This window comes from Paenibacillus oenotherae (genome assembly GCF_019443105.1).
Lineage (GTDB): Bacteria > Bacillota > Bacilli > Paenibacillales > Paenibacillaceae > Paenibacillus_Z > Paenibacillus_Z oenotherae.
The window spans coordinates 150,550-172,463 of sequence record NZ_JAHZIJ010000010.1 but is presented as its reverse complement, the minus strand read 5'-3'; the positions used below and the strand labels follow the sequence as shown (position 1 = coordinate 172,463).

Genomic DNA, 21,914 nt, shown 5'->3' with positions numbered 1-21,914 from the left:
GATGGAATCGTAGATTCAACGCAGGTTGATGCATTTAGGGAGCGGGCCAGTTGGGCCGCTGCAAAGCTTGTTCTTCATCGGCAAGGGTACGCCATTTGAGGTGCCTTTTGTCGTATTGAAGAATAGCAAGAAGGGGATGATGGTATTCAGGCAATCTGTGGCCCAAGTTCGATGATGGAACCTATGCGGCTATCTAGTAGTTAAGAATTCTGATGGCGAGCTTGAAGTGTATCATGCTGGAGAAGGCGGCGCGGAGAGGATCGGCGATATTGCTCTTCCATCGTAACCGAGGATAGTGGAAGTACAGTGAACGGGTCTGACAAGCGAGCTGCGAGCTAGGCGAAACCTGCGAAACGGCATTTATTGCTCGTTTCCGGCCCCATGAAGATGAAATGCCTGCCAGCGTGCAGGTATTTCATCTTCGTTTCTCCTTAACGGCGGATTTCCCCCGAAATTCATGCATGATCGCAGGCATTTCACCATTTTGGCGTCTTGAAACCGAAATTCATGCACATTCGCAGGCTTCTTACTCCGTCACGCTGCTTTCAAACCACACTCGGGGAAGGTGAAAGGCTACGAGCACCTGGTTCGGCGGTTGAGTGGTTTGATGATTTCAGAGTCCTCACTAAGTCCTCATATATAATGATAAAGATGCTTCCAGTCCCACTTTTCAGTGGTTTGGAGGCATCTTTTCACATCATTTGGGACTGACTTATTGGATAGGGGGCTTTTCGGACAGCCCTGTTTTTCTATTGGAGGGGACTACAGGAATTGAAAAAACGACCGGAGCAGTCCCCGTTTCTTATGGCGGATTTGGAGCTTGAGCGAAGATGCAGCGGGCTCCTCCGATGGAGCAGCTGATTCGGATGGAACTGGCGGCGTGGCATTGGGCGTCCCTGCGGCTTCGACAGAGCGTATAAGCTGCTCCACCATTTGGCGGAGCTCGTCCAGCTCCATGCGGTGCTGAAGCACCTGCAGGTTAACGATCTCGTCGGCTTTTTGCGAGAGTGTATGTTCGACATGCCGGATTCGGGACATCAGCTCCGCAGTATCGCAGCTCAGACGGATGGCATCCAGTGAGCCATTAGCCGTCGTCGTGGCAGAGCCGGCTCCCCCGCTTGTCGAAGCCGCTGCTGCTGTCATAGCTGAACTCTTCTCCATTGCGCTCGCCCCGGCATCAGCCGCCGTCCAAATGTCCGCAGTTATTGTGCCGTCCTCAACTGCATCCGCATTCGTAATCATTGTTGCAGGCAGCCGCATCATGTTGTCCCCGGGCTCTACCAGCGGGGGAAGTGTGATCTGCTCCAGACTGTCTCCTTGTTCCATTCGCTCCTTGACATACTGCAGTCTTCGCACGTCCTGTCCCGAGAAGATATAATGTCCTAGACGGTCCTTCTGAAAGTAATGGGAGAAATGGAGGACCCAACGTTTGACGGTTGTCGGGCTGACTCCGAGCGCACCTGCGGTATCCTTTGTTTTCCATACATCCATTTCGCTCACCTCATTATGATTTCATGCTAGAGATATTCGATATGTTCCTTCAACCACCTGCCACGGTGACAAAGGTAGTGCCGATTCGATAAATAAAGTGCAAATGCGAGCGATGACAGGGCAAAGGAATGTTTCGTCATTCCATGCAGGGGGTATAGAAGAAGAGGTATGTCTTCAAGCTCTGTGTGACCCGGTGACACTGGTTGCAGCGAGGACGCGAGAACGGACCCATCATTATTGAATAAGAGGAGATGTGAGTGCTGCATGCTCAGTCTACATATTAATCATGAATCTCTTGTGAACCAGCTTATGGCTTATTCATCTCATGCGATGGCAATCGTTACACCGGAAGGCGAATGGGTTGCTGCCAATCGAAGCCTCTGCCGTATGCTTGGCTATACATATGAAGAGCTGACCGCGCTTCAACTGGAAGATATCGTGCACTCGGAAGACCGGTGGGCGGATGGGAAGCGGCATGACATTGTGGAGGCTGCGCTGGAATACGAATCGCTTGTATCCGAGCATGGGCTCATGCGTAAGAATGGCAGTACGGTTTGGGTATCCTTGAACACAATGAGAATTATAGACGAGGGGACTGGATCGCCCGTCCTTGTAGTGCTGCATTTCACTGAGATACAAGAGCGGTTAGAGCTTGAAGGGCGCTTGTCGCGAACGGAAAAGCTGTATCAGATAGTCGTAGATAATACCCGCGATCTGATCTATCAGACTTCGGAAGCAGGCGTCATTCTGTCTGCATCGCCATCTCTTCACGATTTGCTGGATTATTCACCGGAGGAGGTGGTGGGCAAAGAGGAGGCGATGCTCTATCATCCTGAGGATCTGCAGCCCCTTGCCGATTGCAAGCTGCAGGGCAGCGCGAGAAGCCAGTTTCGGATGCGGCATAGAGACGGCTACGATATCTGGTTTGAATCCATGGTGAAGCAGCTCAAAGATAGCAGCGGCAGCACGGTTATTGTGGTCATTGGAAGGGAAATTACAGACCGCAAGAAGCAGGAGGATTTCATTAGGGAGGCGCAGCGTATCGCATTGATCGGCAGCTGGGAATGGGATATCGATAAGGGTGAGATTGCCTTATCCGACCAGTTGTATCTGATCTACAATCTTGAAGGGAACCATGCGAAGGGCAGACTGAGCCAACTGACGGATCTGGTTCCTTCCCGCGATCGGCAGCGGTTTAAAGAAAGCATTGAAGGAGCTTTGGAGGGCGAGAATCTCAGCTTCGAGTTCCGGACGTCAACGAGGGATGGCAAGGATCAGTATCTTCATATTCGCGGTGTCGTTGTCCTCTCCGACACAGGTATTCCCGAGCGGATGAATGGAACGATTCAGGATATTACCGAGCGGAAGGAGATTGAGCGCAAGCTTCAAGAGACAATCGAACGCTACACCTCTCTGAAGAAATACAATCACGATGCGATTGTGTCGCTTGATCTGGAAGGCAATATTATTAATGCGAACAAGATGACGGAAGAGCTGACGGGGTACAGGCTGGAAGAGCTGATCGGACATAGTTTCTCCAGCATTATTGGCAATCAGGATATTAAAAGCATTCTGACCCACTCCTTGGAGGACATGTCAGCGGAGCAAAGCATCGATAGAATCTATCATAAGGACGGACATGTGGCCGAGGTACTGGCGACGATCGTCCCTATTATCATCAATTCGGAAAATGTCGGCTATTACATCATTGCGAAGGATATTACGGAGCAAAAGCGGCTCATTATTGATAAGGAAGCGGCAGAATCGACCAATAAAGCCAAAAGCGAGTTTCTGGCCATGATGAGCCATGAAATAAGGACGCCGATGAACGGCGTAATCGGAATGACGGATCTGTTGATGGAAACGACCATCCTGGATACGGAACAGAGGGGCTACCTGGAGATCATCCGCAAGAGCGGGGATACGCTGCTGACAATAATCAATGACATTCTGGACTTCTCCAAGATCGATTCCGGCAATACGGAGCTGCTGGAGGAGCCCTTCGATATTAGAGGCTGCATCTTCGAAGCTGTTGATATTCTATCACCCAAGGCACAGGAGAAGCGGCTTGAAGTATCGTTCTCCATGAGCCCTGATTTGCCTCCCGTGCTGGTGGGCGACTATCAGAGGCTGAAGCAAGTGTTGATGAATCTGATCGGCAATGGGATCAAGTTCACGAATAGCGGCAGTGTCGCCATCTCCGTCAACAAGGAGGCCCATGTCGGCAATGAGGTGAAGCTGAGGTTCACGATTAAGGATACGGGGATCGGAATAGACAAGGAAAAGGTGCAGTACTTGTTTCAGCCTTTCTATCAACTGGATAATTTCATGACGCGCACATTGGAGGGCACAGGGCTGGGGCTGGCGATCAGCAAGCGGCTGGTCAATCTGATGAATGGAGAGATCTGGCTGGAGCCAACGGATGGGCCGGGATCGACCTTTATATTCACTGTAATTCTGAAGGAGATTGAACGGAGGAATACAGGAATTGCCGAGCATGCTCCTTTGAATGGACAGGCTATCCAGAGAGCACTGCGCATATTGATTGCGGAAGACAACAAGATCAATCAGATGGTGCTGGTCAAAATGCTGGAGAAGCAAGGACATGCGGTGAGAGTTGTGGAGAATGGCGTAGATGTTATTAATCTGGCGTATACCGGAGAGTACGATGTCATCTTTATGGATGTGCATATGCCGGGCATGAATGGGCTCGAAGCAACAGCGGTTATCAAGGATAAGCTGGGAGACAATTGCCCCATCATTATTGCAGTGACGGCGAATGCGCTGAAGGGCGACAGGGAGCTTTGCTTTGCAGCAGGAATGGACGATTATATAAGCAAGCCGATAAGTACGAGAGTTGTCTTCGATATACTCCGGAAGTTTTTTGATATCTAGAGCTGCTTTCCTTTCCCAACGAGCACCTATGGAGCTGGGGCTGTCGAAAATAGGAGTCCTCCAAAGCCACGACCAAAGTGGAACTGGAGGACTCTTCTTATTACCTGCTCTGGGTTCAGGGGGGAAATCCTCCTGATCAGAGGCGCCATTCCAGAAACGGGGAAGATGCCTGCATAAGTGCAGGTTTTCACTCGTTTTCGGCCTGCCAAGGAACAAATGCCTGCGCAAGTGCAGGCATTTCGCTCTAATTGTCTCTAGAAGGCGAAATCCCCTATATATTCATGCCTGATTGCAGGCATTCTGCCTTCTATGGGTGTTTTCCATCGAAATTCCTGCACCTACGCAGGATTTCTGCTTTGTTGTGGCCGACCTCCATCCTGCAAGGTAACACCACATTGTGCCTCAGTATAGTACATAGCGCTACACTGCGTTGCACAGACCTGAACAATACAGCACAGCATAACAACATACAGTACATCACAATAACACGCAGCATAACACAGCACACAGCGCAACATAGCACACAACACATCATAATACAGCACGACACAACACACAACACACATAACACAGCACACATAACACAGCAAACAACACTCAACGCAGCATAATACAGCATACAACACGACATAACACAGCACACAATATAACACTAAACACCACCACACCACAGCATTATAAGGAAACATAACAACATGCCGCACGCAGTGTATCACATAGCGCTACACTCAGGGGGTACGATACCGAGTAGTGACGCTCCTTGAAGGCCATCCGCTGCATAATGTGCGAGGGATTAGTATAGGGAGAATTGGAAATGGACAGGGATAGTAGTGTCAAATCGGATACAGTGGGAACAATACGAAGAAAATAAGGAGGTTTGTTGCATGATTCGCAAGTCAAACAGGAAGTATGTCGTTATCGCAATTGTCTGCGGTGTCCTGTTGTTTACGGGTGCTGCATTTACTTTGCAGAGCAACAATCAAAGCTTCGGCAAGCTGTGGGCGAGAGATACGAAAGAGGTCTGGCTCGGTGAGATGAATATTCCGCTTGTGACGGCTGCGGGAGCGGTAACAGGGCATGTGCGGCTGTCTGAGACGGATCGCGGTATCCAGGTTAATGTGCAAGCATCGGGGTTAAAGCCGGGCAAGCATGGGTTTCATCTTCATGAGAAGAAGTTTGAGAACAATGACTTCAAGACTGCGGGCGCACATTACAATCCGGAGCATAAGAAGCACGGCCACCTTAATCCGGAGGGGCCGCATCAGGGTGATTACCTCAATCTGAATGCCGGGGCTGACGGGACGGCTCATATGAGTTTCGTTATTGAAGGGATGACGTTGGAGAAGGGCAAGGCGAACTCGATCCAGGGCAAATCCTTTATTGTCCATGCGGATGAGGATGATTATAAAACGGATCCATCGGGCAATTCTGGAGATCGCATAGCTGGAGGCAATGTCGGTTAGTATTTGGCTATATCTGCCATCCGTCGCAGCAGCAATCGGAATTGAGCAGATTAGGACCGCGAGCCTTAGAAAAGATTATCGGACATATGCAACTTTGCAGAAAGAAGTGTGACCGATTGTGGACAAGAAGTTTGCCAAGGAGACCCGTTGTTTCAAAGTATCCAGAGTTTTTCCGACGGATGTGAACAATCATGAGACCTTATTCGGCGGCAAGTTGATGTCCTATATTGATGATATTGCATCGATTTCGGCCTCGAAATTATGCCGTGTGACCACAGTTACGGCCTCTACCGATTCAGTTGATTTTCTGCATCCCATCCGGCCCTCTGATTCGGTATCGTTGGAATCCTTCGTAACATGGACAGGCAAGAGCTCGATGGAGGTCTTCGTGAAGGTGATTCGGGAGGATCTGAGGAGCGGGGAGAGAAAGATTGCAGCAACATCTTTCCTTACCTTCGTCGCGCTGGACGAGAACAATCGGCCCATTCCTATTCCTCACGTTGTCCCGGAGACTGAAGAGGAATGGAAATTGTTCGAGACGGCAGAACATCGGGCAGAGATGAGAAGAAGGAGAAGAGAGGAAAGCAAGAAATTCGCTGACTTTCTGGTTACGAAATTTCCATGGGAATAGGCGGAATACGTCTCCTGCCTTAATTATAGATGGGCAGCTTATGATGAGTGCCTGAGAAGTCCTTCGGACTTCCGGGCACTTTTTGTGCTCAGATGAATGATTCACTGTAGCCGGCTAAAAATATAGCGTATATCAGTGTTTCAGGCATCGGCCATCACACCCGTGCAAGAGTGGGAAAAAGTGGGCTATTCGGATTTTAGCGAAATCGATTGACAAATGAAAGCGGTTTATTTATGATGGGTATCAAATAGATCTAACATAGATCTAAGATGGATCTATGAATGAATGGTGAACGCAACGATGATGGCACATAGCAAGCGAGCAAGCAAGCAAGCAATCGCAGAACTGTTCTTTCGAGTTCTGCTTGCTGGAAGGATGAAGCTATCAAGAAATGAGGTAGATCATGATGACCGATCATAGAGTTCTGGCTACTTATCTTATCGAGACGCCATATCCATTGGAGAGAGCGGCCCAGGTGATGGCTGGTGAGCAGTCCACGGGTACGTTCATCTCTGTGCCGGGTGAAACGCGGGAACTGAAGGCGCGTCATGGCGCGGAAGTCGTGAGCATTCAAGAGCTGGGCGCTTATTCTGCCCCATCGCTGCCGGAATGCTATCTCCCGCCAGGCATGGACAAGCCCGTCTATCGCAGAGCGCTTGTGAAGCTTTCATTTCCCTTTCATAATTTTGGCCCATCACTGCCTAATCTGTTATCTACTGTAGCCGGGAACCTCTATGAGCTTCGTGAATTCTCGGGGCTGAGGCTGATGGATCTGGACTTGCCGGAGCCCTTTGCGATCCGCTATCCGGGGCCGAAATTCGGCATCGAAGGGACGCGGAGGTTCGCTGGGGTGTACGATCGTCCCATCATCGGAACGATCGTGAAGCCGAGTATCGGCCTCCCATTGTCCGAATACGGATCGATGGTTCGCGAACTGGCGGAAGCGGGGCTGGATTTCATCAAGGATGACGAGCTGTGCGGCAATCCGCTGTATGCTTCCTTCGAACAACGTGTCGAGGTTGTGATGGCAGAGATTGAGCGGGCAGCCGACCGGACGGGCAAGAAGCTGATGTATGCCTTCAATATTACGGGCGATATCGATGAGATGAGGCGCAATCATGACATTGTTCTGGCAGCGGGCGGTACCTGTGTGATGGTCAGCATCAACAGTGTCGGATTGCCGGCAGTTGCCCATCTTCGCCAGTATACGGAGCTGCCGGTTCACGGTCACCGCAATCAATGGGGAGCGATGACCCGCTGTCCGCTGCTTGGCATGAGCTTCACTGCTTATCAGAAGCTATGCCGGCTCGCGGGCGTCGATCACCTTCATACGAATGGGCTGGACAGCAAGTTCGCGGAGAGCAATGAATCTGTTGCACAATCCATTAATGATTGTCTAAGCCCAATGCTCGGTGGCTATACGGTCATGCCGGTGCTGTCCTCAGCGCAATGGGCGGGAAGTGCAGCAACAACCTATGAGGCAGTTCGCTCGCTTGATGTCATTCATCTTGCCGGAGGCGGCATCTTGGCCCATCCGGGAGGTACAGCCGAGGGTGTCCGCAGCATGCAGCAGGGCTGGGAAGCAGCGGTTCAGGGAATTGAGCTGAACACGTATGCCGAGGAGCATCCTGAGCTGCAGAAAGCAATAGAGACATTCGGCAGGAAGTAGGAGGAATGGAGGTAATAGAGGGATGAAAGACAATGAGCTTCTACTCGCTTTCTACGGCGATGATTTTACAGGTTCTACGGATGCAATGGAAGCCTTGGCGAGCAGCGGCTATCGGACCCTATTGTTCCTGGATGCCCCGACACCAGCCATGGTGGAGCGATTCCAAGGCATCCGCTGTATCGGCGTAGCTGGTACCAGCCGGGCAAAGACGCCGCCGGACCTGGCAAAGGAAGTAGGGGCGGTTATGGCAGGCTTGTCACGGCTTGGAGCACCGGTTGTTCATTACAAAACCTGCTCCACCTTCGATTCATCGCCGGAATTCGGAAGCATTGGCGAGGCGATAAGGGTATCGCGCCCGTTCTTTGCAGGGCAGGAGACAGTTCCACTGTTGGTAGGGGCGCCGGCGCTTGGACGATATACGTTGTTCGGCCAACATTTTGCCCGGATGGACGGAAACGTATACCGCCTGGATCGCCATCCAGTGATGTCTCGTCATCCCGTTACGCCAATGGGGGAGGCAGACTTGAGGCTTCATCTGCGGGAGCAGCTGGATGAGGAAATCGGCTTGATGAACATTTTGGAGCTGGACGGCGATGCTCTGACTGTTGGAGAGCGCTATCGTGCCAAGCTGAACGAAAAGCCGGCAGTGCTGCTGATTGATGCTCTGGATGAGGAGAGACTGGCACGCAGCGGCGGATTAATCTGGGAGGGTGCTTTAGCCGAGGGTCTTCAATTTGTAGTAGGCTCTTCCGGTGTTGAATACGCATTGACTGCCTTCTGGAAGAAATCCGGATTGGCAAAAGAGGAGCCAGCGGCACAGCGCACGGGCAGCATCGCGCCATCCGATCGGATCTTAGCCGTATCTGGAAGCGCTTCACCAGTCAGCCAGCGGCAGATTGAGACCGCCATCGAACAAGGCTTTCATGGCATTCGCATTCCAGCCTCCGCTATTACGGGCGGAGAGAGCCTGCCGGATGAGCTGCTGAATCAAGCGATTACTCTCCTTAATGAAGGGGAGAGCGTGGTTCTCTATACGGCGCTGGGACCGGAGGATGCAGCAATCGCGGCAACCCGCAAGGCTTTGGCCGATAGGGGAATCAACGGTTCGCAGGCGGGGGAGCATATTGGAAGACAGCTGGGACGCTGGACCAACTATATAATGCGGCAGGCGGGACTGCGCCGGGTTGTAATTGCCGGGGGCGATACATCAGGCTTCGTTACAAGCGAGATGGGCATTTATGGGCTGGAAATGCTGCTTCCCATCTCACCGGGGGCGCCGCTGTGCAAAGTTTACTCGGAAGATCCGGCTATGGATGGAATCGAACTTGCGCTGAAGGGCGGCCAGTTTGGAAGTCCGGATTATTTTGCCAGAGTGAGGGATGCCGCTGCGGATTAACCCGGTATGGTGATCATCGTGAGGGGAGGTGGCAGTTTGGAAGAGACCAGCTCGGGCTCAGCGCCTTTATTGAAAGACATTGCCTACAATCAGATTAAGGAACATATTCTCGATGAGAGATTCGAGCCGGGACGCTTCTTGTCAGAACGGGAGCTGATCGAGCTGCTGCAGATGAGCAAGACACCGATCAAATCGGCGCTTACCCGCCTGGAGACAGAGGGCTTCGTAACGGTATCATCCAAGCAGGGAATCATCATTAATGACCTTGCATTGAACCGGATTGTTGATATATATGATCTCAGGGTTGCCTTGGAGTCCTTCAATATTAGAGAGATTCTTGGTCGGTTGACAGAAGAGCAGAATCATCTGCTGCTGGCTAATCTGCAAGAGACGGAAGAGATCGTGAAGCAGTTGAATGTGAAGGCCTTCGCCAAGGCTGATCATCAGTTTCATCTTCTGCTTTGCAAATTTGCAGGCAATCAGGAAATTTATCGTGTGCTGCTGAATTATCAAGACCATCTGCTGCGAATCACGCTAAGGCATTTGCGGAAAGAGCCGAACAGAATGGAAGGATTCCTGCAGGATCATAAGGAGATTTATCAACTGCTGCAGCAAGGCGATGAAGAATGTGTGCAGCGGATGAAGCATCATCTTCAGGAATCGAAGAGCAAATTGTTTAACTAAAGAAGAACGAGAGGACGAACGACAGAGTGGAGCAGAGGGAGTGATTCTGGAGAAGCGTCAGCGATCGGATGAACATTCCCCTGTACCGCACCCCATTGTTCGTTTCAATCAGGGAGTGGAGGAGCTGCAATGAAGGCTGTATATGTAGATGATGCTTACAAAGTCGTTGTCAAGGATGTGGAAATTCCAGAGTTGTCCGCAAATGAGGTATTGATCAAGGTTAAGGTTGCCGGAATCTGTGGTTCAGACATTCATACGTACAAAGGTCTGCACCCCTTCCGCAAGCCGCCGGTCATCATCGGCCATGAAATTGCCGGCGAGGTGGTCAAGCTTGGAGAGGCGGTAACGAAGCTGCAGCTTGGCGACCGGGTAACGGTTGAGCCTCAGACGGGCTGCGGCACCTGCGAATACTGTTTGACTGGCAAGATCAACTATTGTGCCAATCGAGGAGCGCCGGGCATCGGCAATTGGTATGGCGCGATGGCAGAATATTTTACCGCGCCGGAGCAAATGGTATTCAAGCTGCCGGACAGTATGAGCTATGAGCAAGGCGTACTGGTGGAGCCTTTCGCAGTTGGCGTGCACGCTGTCCGCAAGGCGGCCATTGAAGTAGGCGACAAGGTAGCTGTTCTTGGAGCAGGACCGATTGGACTGTTGGCGATGGCCGCAGCGAAGGCAGCCGGCGCAACGACCATCATGGTAACAGATGTGATGGATTATGCACTCGAAAGCGCTGTGCAGATGGGCGCCACGCACACGCTTAATATTATGAACAAGCCGGAGTGGATGGCAGAGGCCAAGGGCATAATCGGCGGAGAATTCGATAAAGTGCTTATTGCAGCTGGTGTTCCCGGTATTATTGATCAGTCCCTTGTTCTGCTGCGCAAAGGCGGCCGCATCGTAACGATTGCAATGTTCCATGGCACCCAGACCTTCGACATTCATAATTTGCAGAATCAGGAGAAAGAAATTGTAGGCTGCATGACATACACCCGCGAAGACACGATTACAGCGATTGACCTCATTGGAGCGGGTGCCCTTAATGAAGAGGCTATCATTTCCCATCGATTATCTTATGAGCAGGCTGCGGAAGGATTCCGTTTGGTTGATAAGAAGGAAGATTCGTCGCTAAAGGTGCTGGTCACGTTCGAATAGCCGAAAGATCAGCCCGGCTTCACGCTGTTACGCAGTGAAGCCGGAGGATGGAACAACATGAATGTATACAAACTGGGAGGTCACACACATGTACAAGAAACTTGCCTTGATATCAATGGTGCTCTTATTGATTGTTGTAAGCGCTGCATGCGGCAGTAATGGAAACAATGGCAGCAAAGAGGCAGCATCCGGCGGCAATGCCAGCTCCGACAAGAAGGTCAAGCTGCGTCTTGGCCATATTACAGGGGAATCGGATGCATGGCATAAAGGGGCGCTCAAATTCGCAGAGCTGGTGAAAGAGAAATCCGGCGGCAGTGTTGAGGTCGAAGTATACCCGAGCTCCACGCTTGGCAACGACCGCGACCTGATTGAAGGCATGCAGCTTGGCTCCGTTGACTTCGCTCTTGTAGCAGGCGTGCTCTCCAACTTCTATGAGCCGTATTCGATTCTTGAACTGCCGTACCTGTTCCGTGATCAAGACCATATGGAGAAAGTGCTCTACGGTGAAGTAGGCACGAAGATGAAGGCAGACCTGCTGGCTAACGCGCAGGTGCGCGGTCTGGAGTTCTGGGTACGTGGTCCGCGTGAGCTGACTGCTAATAAAAAGATTGAGAAAGTGGAAGACTTGAAGGGTCTGAAAGTGCGTGTTCCAGAGATTCCTGCTTCGATCGCAGCATGGAAAGCAATGGGCGCATCCCCGACTCCGATGGCGTTCGGTGAAGTATACTCCTCTTTGCAAACAGGCGTAATCGATGCACAGGAGAATCCATTTGCCCTGATCGCAAGCAACAAAATTCAAGAGGTTCAAAAATATTTGATGCTCACGAATCATGTTTATGGCTACGTTATGCTCACGATGAGCGATATCACATATAGCAAGCTGTCCGAAGCACAGCAAAAGGCAGTGGAAGAGGCGGCTAAAGAAGCGACCACTTTCGAAAATGATCTTGTTGCCAAGACAGAAGAAGAGCTGCTCAAAATGTTGAAAGACAGCGGCATGGAAGTCGTTGAGCCAGATACGGCTCCGTTTATGGAGAAAGCAAAAACTGTCCACGAGGAATTCGCTAATAAATACGGCAAAGAATTGTACGACAGCATCGTTAACACGAAATAAGGCAAGTCAGGCAGGCCGCGCCGGTGCTCACATCATAGAATCAGCGTATTCCAAGCACCGACGCGCTTGTGCCTTATGTAAGGATAGATAACGTCAAACAGGAGGTTCATCCATGCAGACAGCAATGAAATGCGTTGACGTTCTGAATAAAATAGTGGGTTACATTGTAGGCATTATGCTCGCCGTTATGTCGATCATTATTATTGCTCAGATTGTATGCCGATTCGTGCTTGAAATTCCGCTTACCTGGTCTGAAGAAGCGGCACGCTACTTAATGGTTTATACGGTGTTCCTGGGATCTTCACTAGCATTGCGGCATCATCGCATGATCGCTATTGAAATACTGCCGGAGTACTTGAAACCGAATGTGCGTAAAATGCTAAAGGTTGCGATTATGCTCATTTCCATCGTATTCTTTATCATTTTACTTGTACAAGGAATTGATATGCTTGAAATCGTTCAGCGTCAGGTATCAGCAGGTATAGGAATCTCAATGGATATTCCCTATATGGCAATACCAATCGGCGCACTGCTGATGATTATTAATGCAATCGCTGTCATTATCGAGCTGCTGACGAACGAGCATGTTGAGACCTCTGAAGTGGCAGAAGTGCTGAAGAAGGGGGAGAATCTGTAATGGGTATCATATTATTTGCATTCCTTCTGATCTTCTTCGCGCTTGGCATCCCGATTGCGATCTCTATGGGGCTTGCGGCTGCTGTAGCGATCTGGTGGGATGGCGGAACACCGCTTATCGTTTTGGTGCAGCGGTCCTTCACCTCGATCGATTCATTCCCGATTATGTCCATTCCGTTCTTCGTCCTTGCAGGAGTGTTGATGGAATACGGCGGAATATCCAGAAGGCTCGTTAATTTCGCCAATGCGCTGACCGGGCATTTCTCGGGTGGACTGGCTATCGTTACGGTTGTGACATCGATGTTCTTTGCGGCTATCTCGGGCTCTAGTGCAGCTACGACTGCAGCGCTGGGAAGCATACTGATTCCTGCCATGATCTCACGCGGCTATCACCGGAACTTTACCGGTGCTGTGCAATCCGTATCGGGTGAGCTCGGCGTTATTATTCCGCCAAGCATACCACTGATACTCTACGGAATCTCGACAGAAACCTCGATCGGCGATTTGTTCATGGCCGGCTTCGTGCCGGGTATTCTGATCGGACTTTCTCTTATTATTACGGTGTTCATCATAGCGAAGAAACGCGGCTACGCCAAGGAAACCCGCAAGACCGGCAAAGAGCTTTGGCAGGCGTTCAAGGAATCCTTCCTGGCCTTGCTCATGCCCGTTATCATTCTCGGGGGGATCTACGGCGGTTACTTTACGCCAACCGAAGCGGCAGGTGTTGCCGTAGGCTACGCATTTATTGTAGGTGTACTCATCTATCGTGAAATTAAGCTCAAGCAAGTGATGCATGTCTTGACCACATCGGTCGTGACGACATCCGCGATCATGTTCATTCTGGCAAGCGCAGGCTTGTTCGGCTGGATTCTGACGCGGGAAGGCATTCCGCAGGATGTGGCTGAATTCTTCATCGGCATCTCTGATAATCCTTACGTATTCCTGCTGCTGGTCAACCTGTTCCTGCTAGTTGTCGGCATGTTCATGGAGACGAACGCATCCATTATTATTCTTGCGCCGCTTCTCGTTCCGGTTGCGGTTCAGCTCGGTATTGATCCGGTCCACTTCGGTATCATTATGATCGTTAACCTGGCGCTCGGCATGTGTACACCGCCGCTTGGCATCAATTTGTTCATATCGTCACAGCTTGCCAAGATCAATCTGGTGCAGATCACACGAGGGATGCTCCCGTTCTATGTGGTGCTTCTAATCACCTTGCTCATGATTACCTATATCCCGCAAATTTCAATGTTCATCCCTAATCTGCTGAAATAGGATAGCGATGAATCGCATAATTTCATTGCTCTTGGGAAGGCCGCGCTGCGGCCTTTCCGTCTATCAGGCGATATAATGGAGGAGAAACTTACTAATGCCGAATAAAGAGGTAGTAAGACAAGAATTACAGCATACCGGAAAATATATGATGCAGTACGAGCTGGCTTGGGGCAATGCTGGCAATATTAGCGCAAGAACAGAGGGTGACCGCTACCTGATAACGGCAAGCGGAACCTTTCTTGGCGAGTTGGACGACGAGGATTTGATCGAATGCGGCCTCTCGGGCCAGACCTGTCATTCAGAGGGCCGCAAGCCGTCCAAGGAAACACCGATGCACCGGGCGATCTATGAGAACCGGCCGGAGATCGGAGCTGTGCTGCACGCTTCACCCTTTTACAGTACGCTCGTCGCCAGCTCCAAGATCGAGATCCCTTCCAATTGGTTCGTCGAAACGATGTATTACCTTGAAAAGGTAGAACGTGTCCCCTACTGCCATCCCGGCAGCGAGGCGTTGGGAGAAGGGGTTCGCGAAAAGGCGAAGCTGGCGAATGTTCTCCTGCTGGAGAACCATGGAGTACTGGTCTATGATACTTCGATTCGGGAGGCGCGCATGGCGCTGCAAACATTGGAGATGGCCTGCCGGATGCTGATCGTGTCGCAATCCGCAGCTATTCCGATGGCAGGTCTTCCTCTTGAGACAGAGCGGGATTTTGTCGAGAATGCGGGCTATAAGCCAAAAAGGAACTGGAATTTCTAACGTACTCTGCTGTATTCTATCGTAGTGGATACTCGATGAGAGGAGTATCAGTAAGCAAGGGGGAGTCAAGGCGTGGAACAACAGGCTATACTGGCCATTGCGGTTTTTCTGATTACCTATGCAATGATTATTGCGGAGAAGGTACACCGTACAATCGTGGCGATGCTGGGCGGACTGCTTGTGCTGCTGCTCGGCATTGTGAGCGTTGACGATGCCATCAGCCATCATATCGACTTCAATACGCTGGGATTGCTTATCGGAATGATGATCATCGTAAGTGTCACGGCCAAGACAGGGTTATTCAAGTATATTGCGATTGTAGCGGCCCAGAAGGCGAAAGGCGATCCGGTGAAAATATTGGTCGCACTCGCCGCGATTACGGCTTTCGGCTCCGCGTTTCTGGATAATGTAACAACGGTGCTGCTGATCGTTCCGGTCACCTTCAGCATTACGCGACAGCTGCGCGTCAATCCGTTCCCTTACTTGTTCTCGCAAATTCTGGCATCCAATATCGGCGGCACAGCGACCTTAATCGGCGATCCGCCTAATATTATGATTGGCAGTGCGGTGCAAGAGCTGACCTTCATGGCCTTCATAGAGAATTTGACGCCGATTGCCATCATCGTTATGCTGGTTCATCTTCCGCTGTTCGTTCTGCTGTTCCGCAAGCAAATCCGGACAACGGATGAATATAAGAAAGGGATTATGGCGATCGAGCTGAAGGGGATTATTACGGATCGGAAGATGCTGATTCGCTGTCTGATCATTCTCGGGCTAACAATTGCCGGCTTCTTCCTGCATCAGATTGTGCATGTCGAATCCTCGGTTATTGCGCTTGTCGGCGCTTTCGTACTGCTGCTGCTCTCCGGTGAGCATGTAATGGAGGAGGCGCTGACAAGTGTAGAGTGGACAACCATTTTCTTCTTCGTCGGATTATTCACCTTGGTTGGCGCGTTGGTGGACACGGGCATTATTAGCACGCTCGCGGTGAAAGCGATGGAGCTTACAGGAGGCGATCCCATTACGACGTCCATGCTGATTCTGTGGATGAGCGCGATTGCGTCTGCCTTCATGGACAACATCCCGTTCGTGGCTACGATGATCCCTCTCATTCAAGAGATGGGCAATATGGGCATCCAGAATGTTGAGCCGCTATGGTGGAGCCTCGCGCTGGGCGCTTGTCTGGGCGGCAACGGCACCTTGATCGGGGCCAGCGCCAACCTGATTACAGCAGGGCTCGCAGCCAAGGAAGGGTATCCTATTACGTTCGTAAAGTTTCTGAAATACGCGTTCCCGTTGATGCTGCTATCGATCCTCCTGTCGAGCATTTATATTTTTCTCCGCTATCTGATGTAATTCCGCGGGTTCATTTAATAGCTGCACCGAGGGCAGCTGCTGCAGCATTTTATGCTGGGGCGGCTGCTCTTTATGCTGGGAGCAAATATTGGGGCAGATACAAGGAGGCAGATTTGGGGGCAGGAAGGTCGGATACCTGCGATGCGAGTTCGTCGAGATGCCCGCTGAGGGGGAGAGCAATGCCGTAAACGTTGAACATTGCTGCGAAAATGCATGCTTTTTCTCGTTCCGGCTTGTTGAAGACCGAATGCCTGCCAAAGCGCAGGCATTTCGCCATTTCTTCCTGATAGCGGCCCGATCGACCATATATTCCTGTACTTACACAGGCTTTCTGCTCTCAACGGCTTCTTTTAGCCATAATTACTGCACTTACGCAGGAATCTCTCTCTTTACGAACCGGATCTGTTGATTGCAGACAGTTACTGTACACGTTGGGAGCGTAGTTGATGGGAAACCCGCCGGACCGAGAAGTGTCTGGATGGAGCCTGCATTGATAAATTAGATGATTCATGGTTCACTATAAAAAGCTGGATTTCGTATTCCTTGGATTCTGCGCGGCGGAATCAGGGACACAGTAGAAATGCGATTGCATGAGTGCAGCAATAAGGAGATATGGCTATGGCGCTAATGAACAATGAGGCTTTGGGTATGAACAATAATAGAGTGCTGGTGATAACGGCTGTAGAGGCGGAGCGGGATGCGGTTGTGCGCGGACTTCGCGGCGCTGCTGGCTTCGATGTCGTGGCAGCTGGTGTCGGTACAGCCAGGGCGGCGGCAGGTACAGCGGCCGCGCTTGCGGCCGGCGGGTATCGGCTCGTCATAAGCGCAGGGATCGGCGGCGGGTTCGAGGGAAGAGCGGCGGTAGGGACGGTAGTTGTGGCAAGCAAGGTGATTGCGGCAGACTTGGGAGCGGAGACGCCGGAAGGCTTCCTCAGCCTGGACGAGCTTGGCTTTGGCTCCTCGTGCATTGCAGTGGACGTGACGCTGGCCGACACTGTGGCGGCGGCATTGAAGCAGGCTGGCTTACCGGCTTCTACGGGAGCAGTGCTGACGGTATCCACAGTGACTGGTACGGGTGAGACAGCGTCGGAGCTTATCCGGCGCAATCCGGATGCGGCGGCGGAGGCGATGGAAGGCTACGGCGCTGCTGTAGCGGCAAAGCGCTTAGGATTGCCGTTTCTGGAGCTTAGGACAATCTCTAATGCGGTTGGTCCCCGCGACCGGTCCGCCTGGAGAATCAAGGAAGCACTCGAAGTATTGGAAGCGGCCAGTGCTGCTTTACGGGAGGCTGTATCATGAAGATTGCTTACTCGCCATGTCCCAATGATACATTTATTTTTCATGCTTGGACGCACGGGCTGATTACCGGGGCTCCGCAGCTCGATGTGACCTATGCGGACATTGATATTACGAACCATCTGGCGACACAACAGGACGGACCGGATATTCTGAAAATATCCTATGCCGCGCTGCCGTGGGCATTGTCCCGGTATACGCTGCTCTCCTGCGGCGGCGCATTGGGGCGAGGCTGCGGGCCGCTTGTCCTGACAGCGGGACAGGGAGGGACGGATGATCCCTCCTTTTTGTCCGGCCGCCGGGTGGCGGTTCCGAGCGAGCGCTCGACGGCCTATCTGCTGTTCCGGCTATGGGCGGCGAAGCATGTCCCTGGAGGTGTCGGCGAAATTATCGTTATGCCGTTCCATGAGATTATGCCCGCTGTCCAGAAAGGCAGCATCGATGCGGGGCTGGTCATTCATGAAGCGCGGTTCACGTATCCCTCGTACGGCCTGAAGCTGATGGCCGACCTTGGCAGCTGGTGGGAAAGCGATACGAATCTGCCGATTCCGCTTGGTGCGATCATTGCGAAGCGAACGCTGGATCTGGCCGCTATTACGGGCTGGATTCGCGCCTCGGTGGAATATGCCTGGGCTCACCCGGAGGCGTCTGCTGCCTATATTATGGAGCATGCACAGGAGCTTGCCCCGGAAGTGGCGCAGGCGCATATCGAGCTGTATGTGAATCATTTCTCGGCTGACCTTGGTGAGCAAGGGTACAGAGCAGTCGAGGCATTGCTTGGCCGAGCCGCACAGGAAGGACTTGTGCCGGAGATCGATCTGGCGGCGCTGAGAGGTTGATGACAATAGAGAAGAAGCACTGGCTGCTTGCGGGCTGCCAGCGCTTCTTTTTTATATAGCGGATGATCCGCTCTTTTCTCTCACCAGGTCGATGAATCGCTGGGCAGGCTTGGACAAATAATGATTATTGGACCAGATGAGCGCGGAGGTATTCCGACCGGTCGTATCTTGCAAAGGGTAGCTGTGCAAACGGTGGCCGCTATGCAGCGAGAGCACGGATTGAGGGATGATCGTCGCTCCGAACCCGGAGGCGACCAGCTCCATTAGAACGGAGATATCGGAGCATTCCCCTAGAATGGTGGGAGAGAGCCGGCGGCTTGTAAACTGCTGAATAATGAACTCATACAATCCCAGCCCTTCCGTGCTAGGCAGCAAGAGGGGATGGGATTGGATTTGACGGTAGGCGATCCCGTCTTCAGGAAGTTCCATCGGCTCCACTGTGGCGAAATAGAAGGGCTCCTCCTCCAATGGGAGCATAGAGATATCATGAAGCGGCACGGGAAGACGCACCAACGCAAGCTCAATCGCTCTATCTGCCAGCAATGCGCACAGCTGCCTGGATTCATTCTGCTGAATTTTGTAGGTGATATTCGGGTAGCGGCGGCGAAATGTGCGGAGCAGGCCGGGCAGTCTCGCATCGGACAGCGTATTAACGCCAATGGTCAGCTTACCCCTCATGCCCTCGCCGATTTCTCTGACCTCTGCGATGGCCTCCTCCATGAATTTGGTCATATTGACGGCATATTCATAGAGCTTCTTCCCGGCATCCGTCAGCTCCATATGCCTGCCCAGGCGCTCGAATAACGCTGTGCCCAGTTCGCGCTCCATCATCATCAGCTGCTGGCTGAGCGGTGGCTGGGCCATGTGCAGCCTTCTTGCCGCTGCAGTAATTTGCCGCTCCTCGGCGATGGCAATAAAATAACGGCACTGCTTCAGATCCATCCTGGATCGCCTCCATCTGGTATATGCATATCGTATGAGAATGCAACGAAACGAATATTTTTCGTATAACTAGCGCTATGATATCATACTTGCAGCCAGAATGGGCAATCAGGAGGTGCAGGGCTATGGTAAGACAGTTTGCAGTCGTGCTGCTGCTTGTTCTTGTTGGCTGTCAGCCTGCTGGGGACAAGGATGTGAGCATGTTGGATAGAGAGCTGATTATGTACGCGGAGCAAGGTGATTCGGCTGCCGTGCTGGAATTGCTCAAGAAGGGCGCGAATATTAACGCCCGTGATGCACGGGGCCGGACAGCAATTATGGCTGCCACTCATGGCAACAATCCGGATACGGTGAAGCTGCTGATTGATGCGGGTGCAGATATTAATGCCCAGGATGACCGAAAGGATAACCCTCTCCTCTATGCGGGAGCTGAAGGGTTGCTGGACATAGTGAAGCTAATGATCGATGCCGGGGCTGACCCGGCAATAACGAATCGGTACGGGGGAACGGCGCTTATTCCGGCGGCTGACCGGGGGCATGTGGAGATTGTCGAGGAACTGCTGGAACGCTCTGCTGTGAATATCGATCATGTGAATAATCTGGGCTGGACGGCCTTGCTGGAAGCTATTCTGCTTGGTGATGGGGGGCCCCGACATCAGCGGATTGTAGAGCTGCTGGTGAAGCATGGAGCGGATGTGAATGTGGCTGACGGGGACGGGGTGTCGCCGCTGGAGCACGCTCGCAAACGGGGCTATGAGGAAATGGAAGTCTTGCTGTCCAATAGCGGAGCGCATGAATACAACTTAGGAAAAGGCGGTAAGCATTGGATGAGAGCAATACAGATTGAAGAGGCGCCGGATAGGGTGGAGAAATGTTGAAGCAGCATCCGGTCACGCTGACATTAGCGGGCGCGCAGTGGTTTTTTTATATTTTCACCAATACAATTGTCGTCCCGCTGTCGCTCGGTCATGCCTTCCATCTGGGGCCGGATGAGATTGCGGGGGTGCTGCAGCGCTCCTTTATTCTGACAGGAGCATTGTGTATTCTTCAAGCGCTGTTCGGCCACCGGTATGCAGTTATGGATGGTCTGTCCGGTGTATGGTGGAGCCTGACGCTTAATCTATGCGCTTCGGCGGAGGCTGTAGGATTAAGTTTGAGTGAGGTGGGAGGCGGACTGGCAGCAGGATTTATTTTATCCAGCGTGTCGATGATGGTTCTAGGTTACTGGGGCTTCGGGCATGTGCTGCAGCGGATATTCACGCCTACAGTAAAGGGGGTATTCCTGTTTCTATTGAGCGTCCAGCTGTCGCTGACCTTCTTCAAGGGAATGCTTGGCCTGGATGGGAATGGACGGATTGATTGGCCTGTTACTCTATTATCTATTGGTATCGCTTGTCTGGTTGCCCTGCTTGGGTTGAAAGGGCGGGGAATGCTCGGCAACTACTCCGTTCTGATCGGAATTGTAGCGGGATGGATCGCGTATTCGAGCATTTTTCCGGCTCATGCTTCTGTTCAGGAAGGTGGGGGAGCACTGCTATCCTTGTTCCCTTGGGGAGCCCCGCATGTGGAGATCGGGATTATACTGACTGCATTTTTTGTCGGAATTATTAATATGACCAACACGATCACATGTTTAAGCACGGTCGAAAAATTATACGGGAAGGAGACAACGGACGGCCAATATAAGCGGTCATTTCTGTTAACCGGGCTGTTCTCCGTCGGCGCAGCCGTATCCGGGCTCATCCCATTCGGTTTATTCACGTCTTCCATAGGCTTTCTGGAAAGTACGAGAATATTGAGACGGGCGGCATTTGTTATCGGGGCGGCAATGATCGTTGCGATAGGTATGATTCCACCGATGATGGCATTTTTCTCCACGCTCCCGCCGAGTGTCGGGTATGCCGTCCTTTTTATCGCTTATTTGCAAATGTTCGGGACGTCCCTGCGCGCTTTCCAAGGGATGGTGCTGAATACGCGAACTGTCTATCGGATTGCGCTGCCTGTGCTTCTCGGCATAGGCATTATGAACGTCCCGCCGCAGGCATTCGCCGGATTGCCGCTTTATATCGGCCCAATAGTCAGCAATGGACTGGTGATGGGCGGATTGATGTCCGTGCTGCTCGAAACACTGGTGGATTGGTCGGATCGGGAAGGGGAATAAAGGGCGTCTGAACCAGAGCAGAACAGCGACTTCTTGTATTGAATAATCTGCTAATCAATGTTAAACTACTACTAGTTAAGAAAGCGTTTGCACTGAACCTGTGGCGGTAAGGATAGAATGGCTGCGTTAGATAGAAAGAGCAGCACTGACTATC

At 51.8% G+C, this 21,914-nt stretch carries 18 protein-coding genes; 16 read left to right on the top strand and 2 right to left on the bottom strand.

The annotated features are described in order from the left end of the window. Window positions 1-762: 762 nt before the first annotated feature. Window positions 763-1,491 (bottom strand): MerR family transcriptional regulator, encoded by a 729-nt coding sequence (locus K0T92_RS15315; protein ID WP_219873352.1) that lies wholly within the window; start codon window positions 1,489-1,491, stop codon window positions 763-765. A gap of 264 nt (window positions 1,492-1,755) precedes the next feature. Here K0T92_RS15315 and K0T92_RS15310 point away from each other — a divergent pair, with 264 nt between their 5' ends. From K0T92_RS15310 to K0T92_RS15245, 14 genes are all read left to right on the top strand, one after another. Then, complete coding sequence (locus K0T92_RS15310) at window positions 1,756-4,386, top strand: PAS domain S-box protein (RefSeq protein WP_219873351.1); 2,631 nt, start codon at window positions 1,756-1,758, stop codon at window positions 4,384-4,386. Window positions 4,387-5,270: 884 nt separating this feature from the next. Then, window positions 5,271-5,849: a superoxide dismutase family protein gene (locus K0T92_RS15305; RefSeq protein ID WP_219873350.1), complete on the top strand. Its 579-nt coding sequence runs from the start codon at window positions 5,271-5,273 to the stop codon at window positions 5,847-5,849. 118 nt (window positions 5,850-5,967) lie between these two features. Further along, window positions 5,968-6,480, top strand: coding sequence for an acyl-CoA thioesterase (locus K0T92_RS15300; RefSeq protein ID WP_219873349.1), 513 nt, complete (start codon window positions 5,968-5,970; stop codon window positions 6,478-6,480). 403 nt (window positions 6,481-6,883) lie between these two features. Further along, window positions 6,884-8,149 carry a ribulose-bisphosphate carboxylase large subunit family protein gene (locus K0T92_RS15295; protein WP_343223714.1) on the top strand — a complete coding sequence of 422 codons (1,266 nt, stop codon included), beginning with the start codon at window positions 6,884-6,886 and terminating at the stop codon, window positions 8,147-8,149. Between the two features lie 22 nt (window positions 8,150-8,171). Further along, a complete protein-coding gene (locus K0T92_RS15290) occupies window positions 8,172-9,545 on the top strand; it encodes a four-carbon acid sugar kinase family protein (RefSeq protein WP_219873348.1) in 1,374 nt (457 codons plus the stop codon). A gap of 36 nt (window positions 9,546-9,581) precedes the next feature. After that, window positions 9,582-10,229, top strand: a complete 648-nt coding sequence (locus tag K0T92_RS15285; protein WP_246628176.1) for a GntR family transcriptional regulator — start codon at window positions 9,582-9,584, stop codon at window positions 10,227-10,229. Between the two features lie 129 nt (window positions 10,230-10,358). After that, window positions 10,359-11,384, top strand: a complete 1,026-nt coding sequence (locus K0T92_RS15280; protein WP_219873346.1) for a zinc-dependent alcohol dehydrogenase — start codon at window positions 10,359-10,361, stop codon at window positions 11,382-11,384. Between the two features lie 88 nt (window positions 11,385-11,472). Beyond that, window positions 11,473-12,498 carry a TRAP transporter substrate-binding protein gene (locus K0T92_RS15275; protein WP_219873345.1) on the top strand — a complete coding sequence of 342 codons (1,026 nt, stop codon included), beginning with the start codon at window positions 11,473-11,475 and terminating at the stop codon, window positions 12,496-12,498. 112 nt (window positions 12,499-12,610) lie between these two features. Continuing rightward, entirely contained in the window at window positions 12,611-13,135 is a 525-nt protein-coding gene (locus tag K0T92_RS15270; protein WP_219873344.1) for a TRAP transporter small permease, read from the top strand. Then, entirely contained in the window at window positions 13,135-14,409 is a 1,275-nt protein-coding gene (locus K0T92_RS15265) for a TRAP transporter large permease (protein ID WP_219873343.1), read from the top strand. Before K0T92_RS15270 ends, K0T92_RS15265 begins: the two co-directional genes overlap by 1 nt. A 94-nt stretch (window positions 14,410-14,503) precedes the next feature. Beyond that, complete coding sequence (locus K0T92_RS15260) at window positions 14,504-15,166, top strand: class II aldolase/adducin family protein (RefSeq protein ID WP_219873342.1); 663 nt, start codon at window positions 14,504-14,506, stop codon at window positions 15,164-15,166. 72 nt (window positions 15,167-15,238) lie between these two features. Then, a complete protein-coding gene (locus K0T92_RS15255; RefSeq protein WP_219873341.1) occupies window positions 15,239-16,522 on the top strand; it encodes an ArsB/NhaD family transporter in 1,284 nt (427 codons plus the stop codon). 627 nt (window positions 16,523-17,149) lie between these two features. Further along, window positions 17,150-17,821 carry a futalosine hydrolase gene (locus tag K0T92_RS15250; RefSeq protein ID WP_219873365.1) on the top strand — a complete coding sequence of 224 codons (672 nt, stop codon included), beginning with the start codon at window positions 17,150-17,152 and terminating at the stop codon, window positions 17,819-17,821. Further along, the gene (locus tag K0T92_RS15245) at window positions 17,818-18,657 is read left to right on the top strand and encodes a 1,4-dihydroxy-6-naphtoate synthase (RefSeq protein WP_219873340.1); all 840 of its coding nucleotides are present in this window, start codon (window positions 17,818-17,820) and stop codon (window positions 18,655-18,657) included. The genes K0T92_RS15250 and K0T92_RS15245 overlap by 4 nt, the downstream gene beginning before the upstream one ends. A 51-nt stretch (window positions 18,658-18,708) precedes the next feature. Here K0T92_RS15245 and K0T92_RS15240 read toward each other — a convergent pair whose 3' ends face one another. Next, the gene (locus tag K0T92_RS15240) at window positions 18,709-19,599 is read right to left on the bottom strand and encodes a LysR family transcriptional regulator (RefSeq protein ID WP_219873339.1); all 891 of its coding nucleotides are present in this window, start codon (window positions 19,597-19,599) and stop codon (window positions 18,709-18,711) included. Between the two features lie 125 nt (window positions 19,600-19,724). Between K0T92_RS15240 and K0T92_RS15235 the strand changes: the two genes are divergently transcribed. After that, a complete protein-coding gene (locus K0T92_RS15235; RefSeq protein WP_219873338.1) occupies window positions 19,725-20,477 on the top strand; it encodes an ankyrin repeat domain-containing protein in 753 nt (250 codons plus the stop codon). Next, complete coding sequence (locus K0T92_RS15230) at window positions 20,471-21,760, top strand: uracil/xanthine transporter (protein ID WP_219873337.1); 1,290 nt, start codon at window positions 20,471-20,473, stop codon at window positions 21,758-21,760. Before K0T92_RS15235 ends, K0T92_RS15230 begins: the two co-directional genes overlap by 7 nt. The last annotated feature ends 154 nt before the right edge of the window (window positions 21,761-21,914 follow it).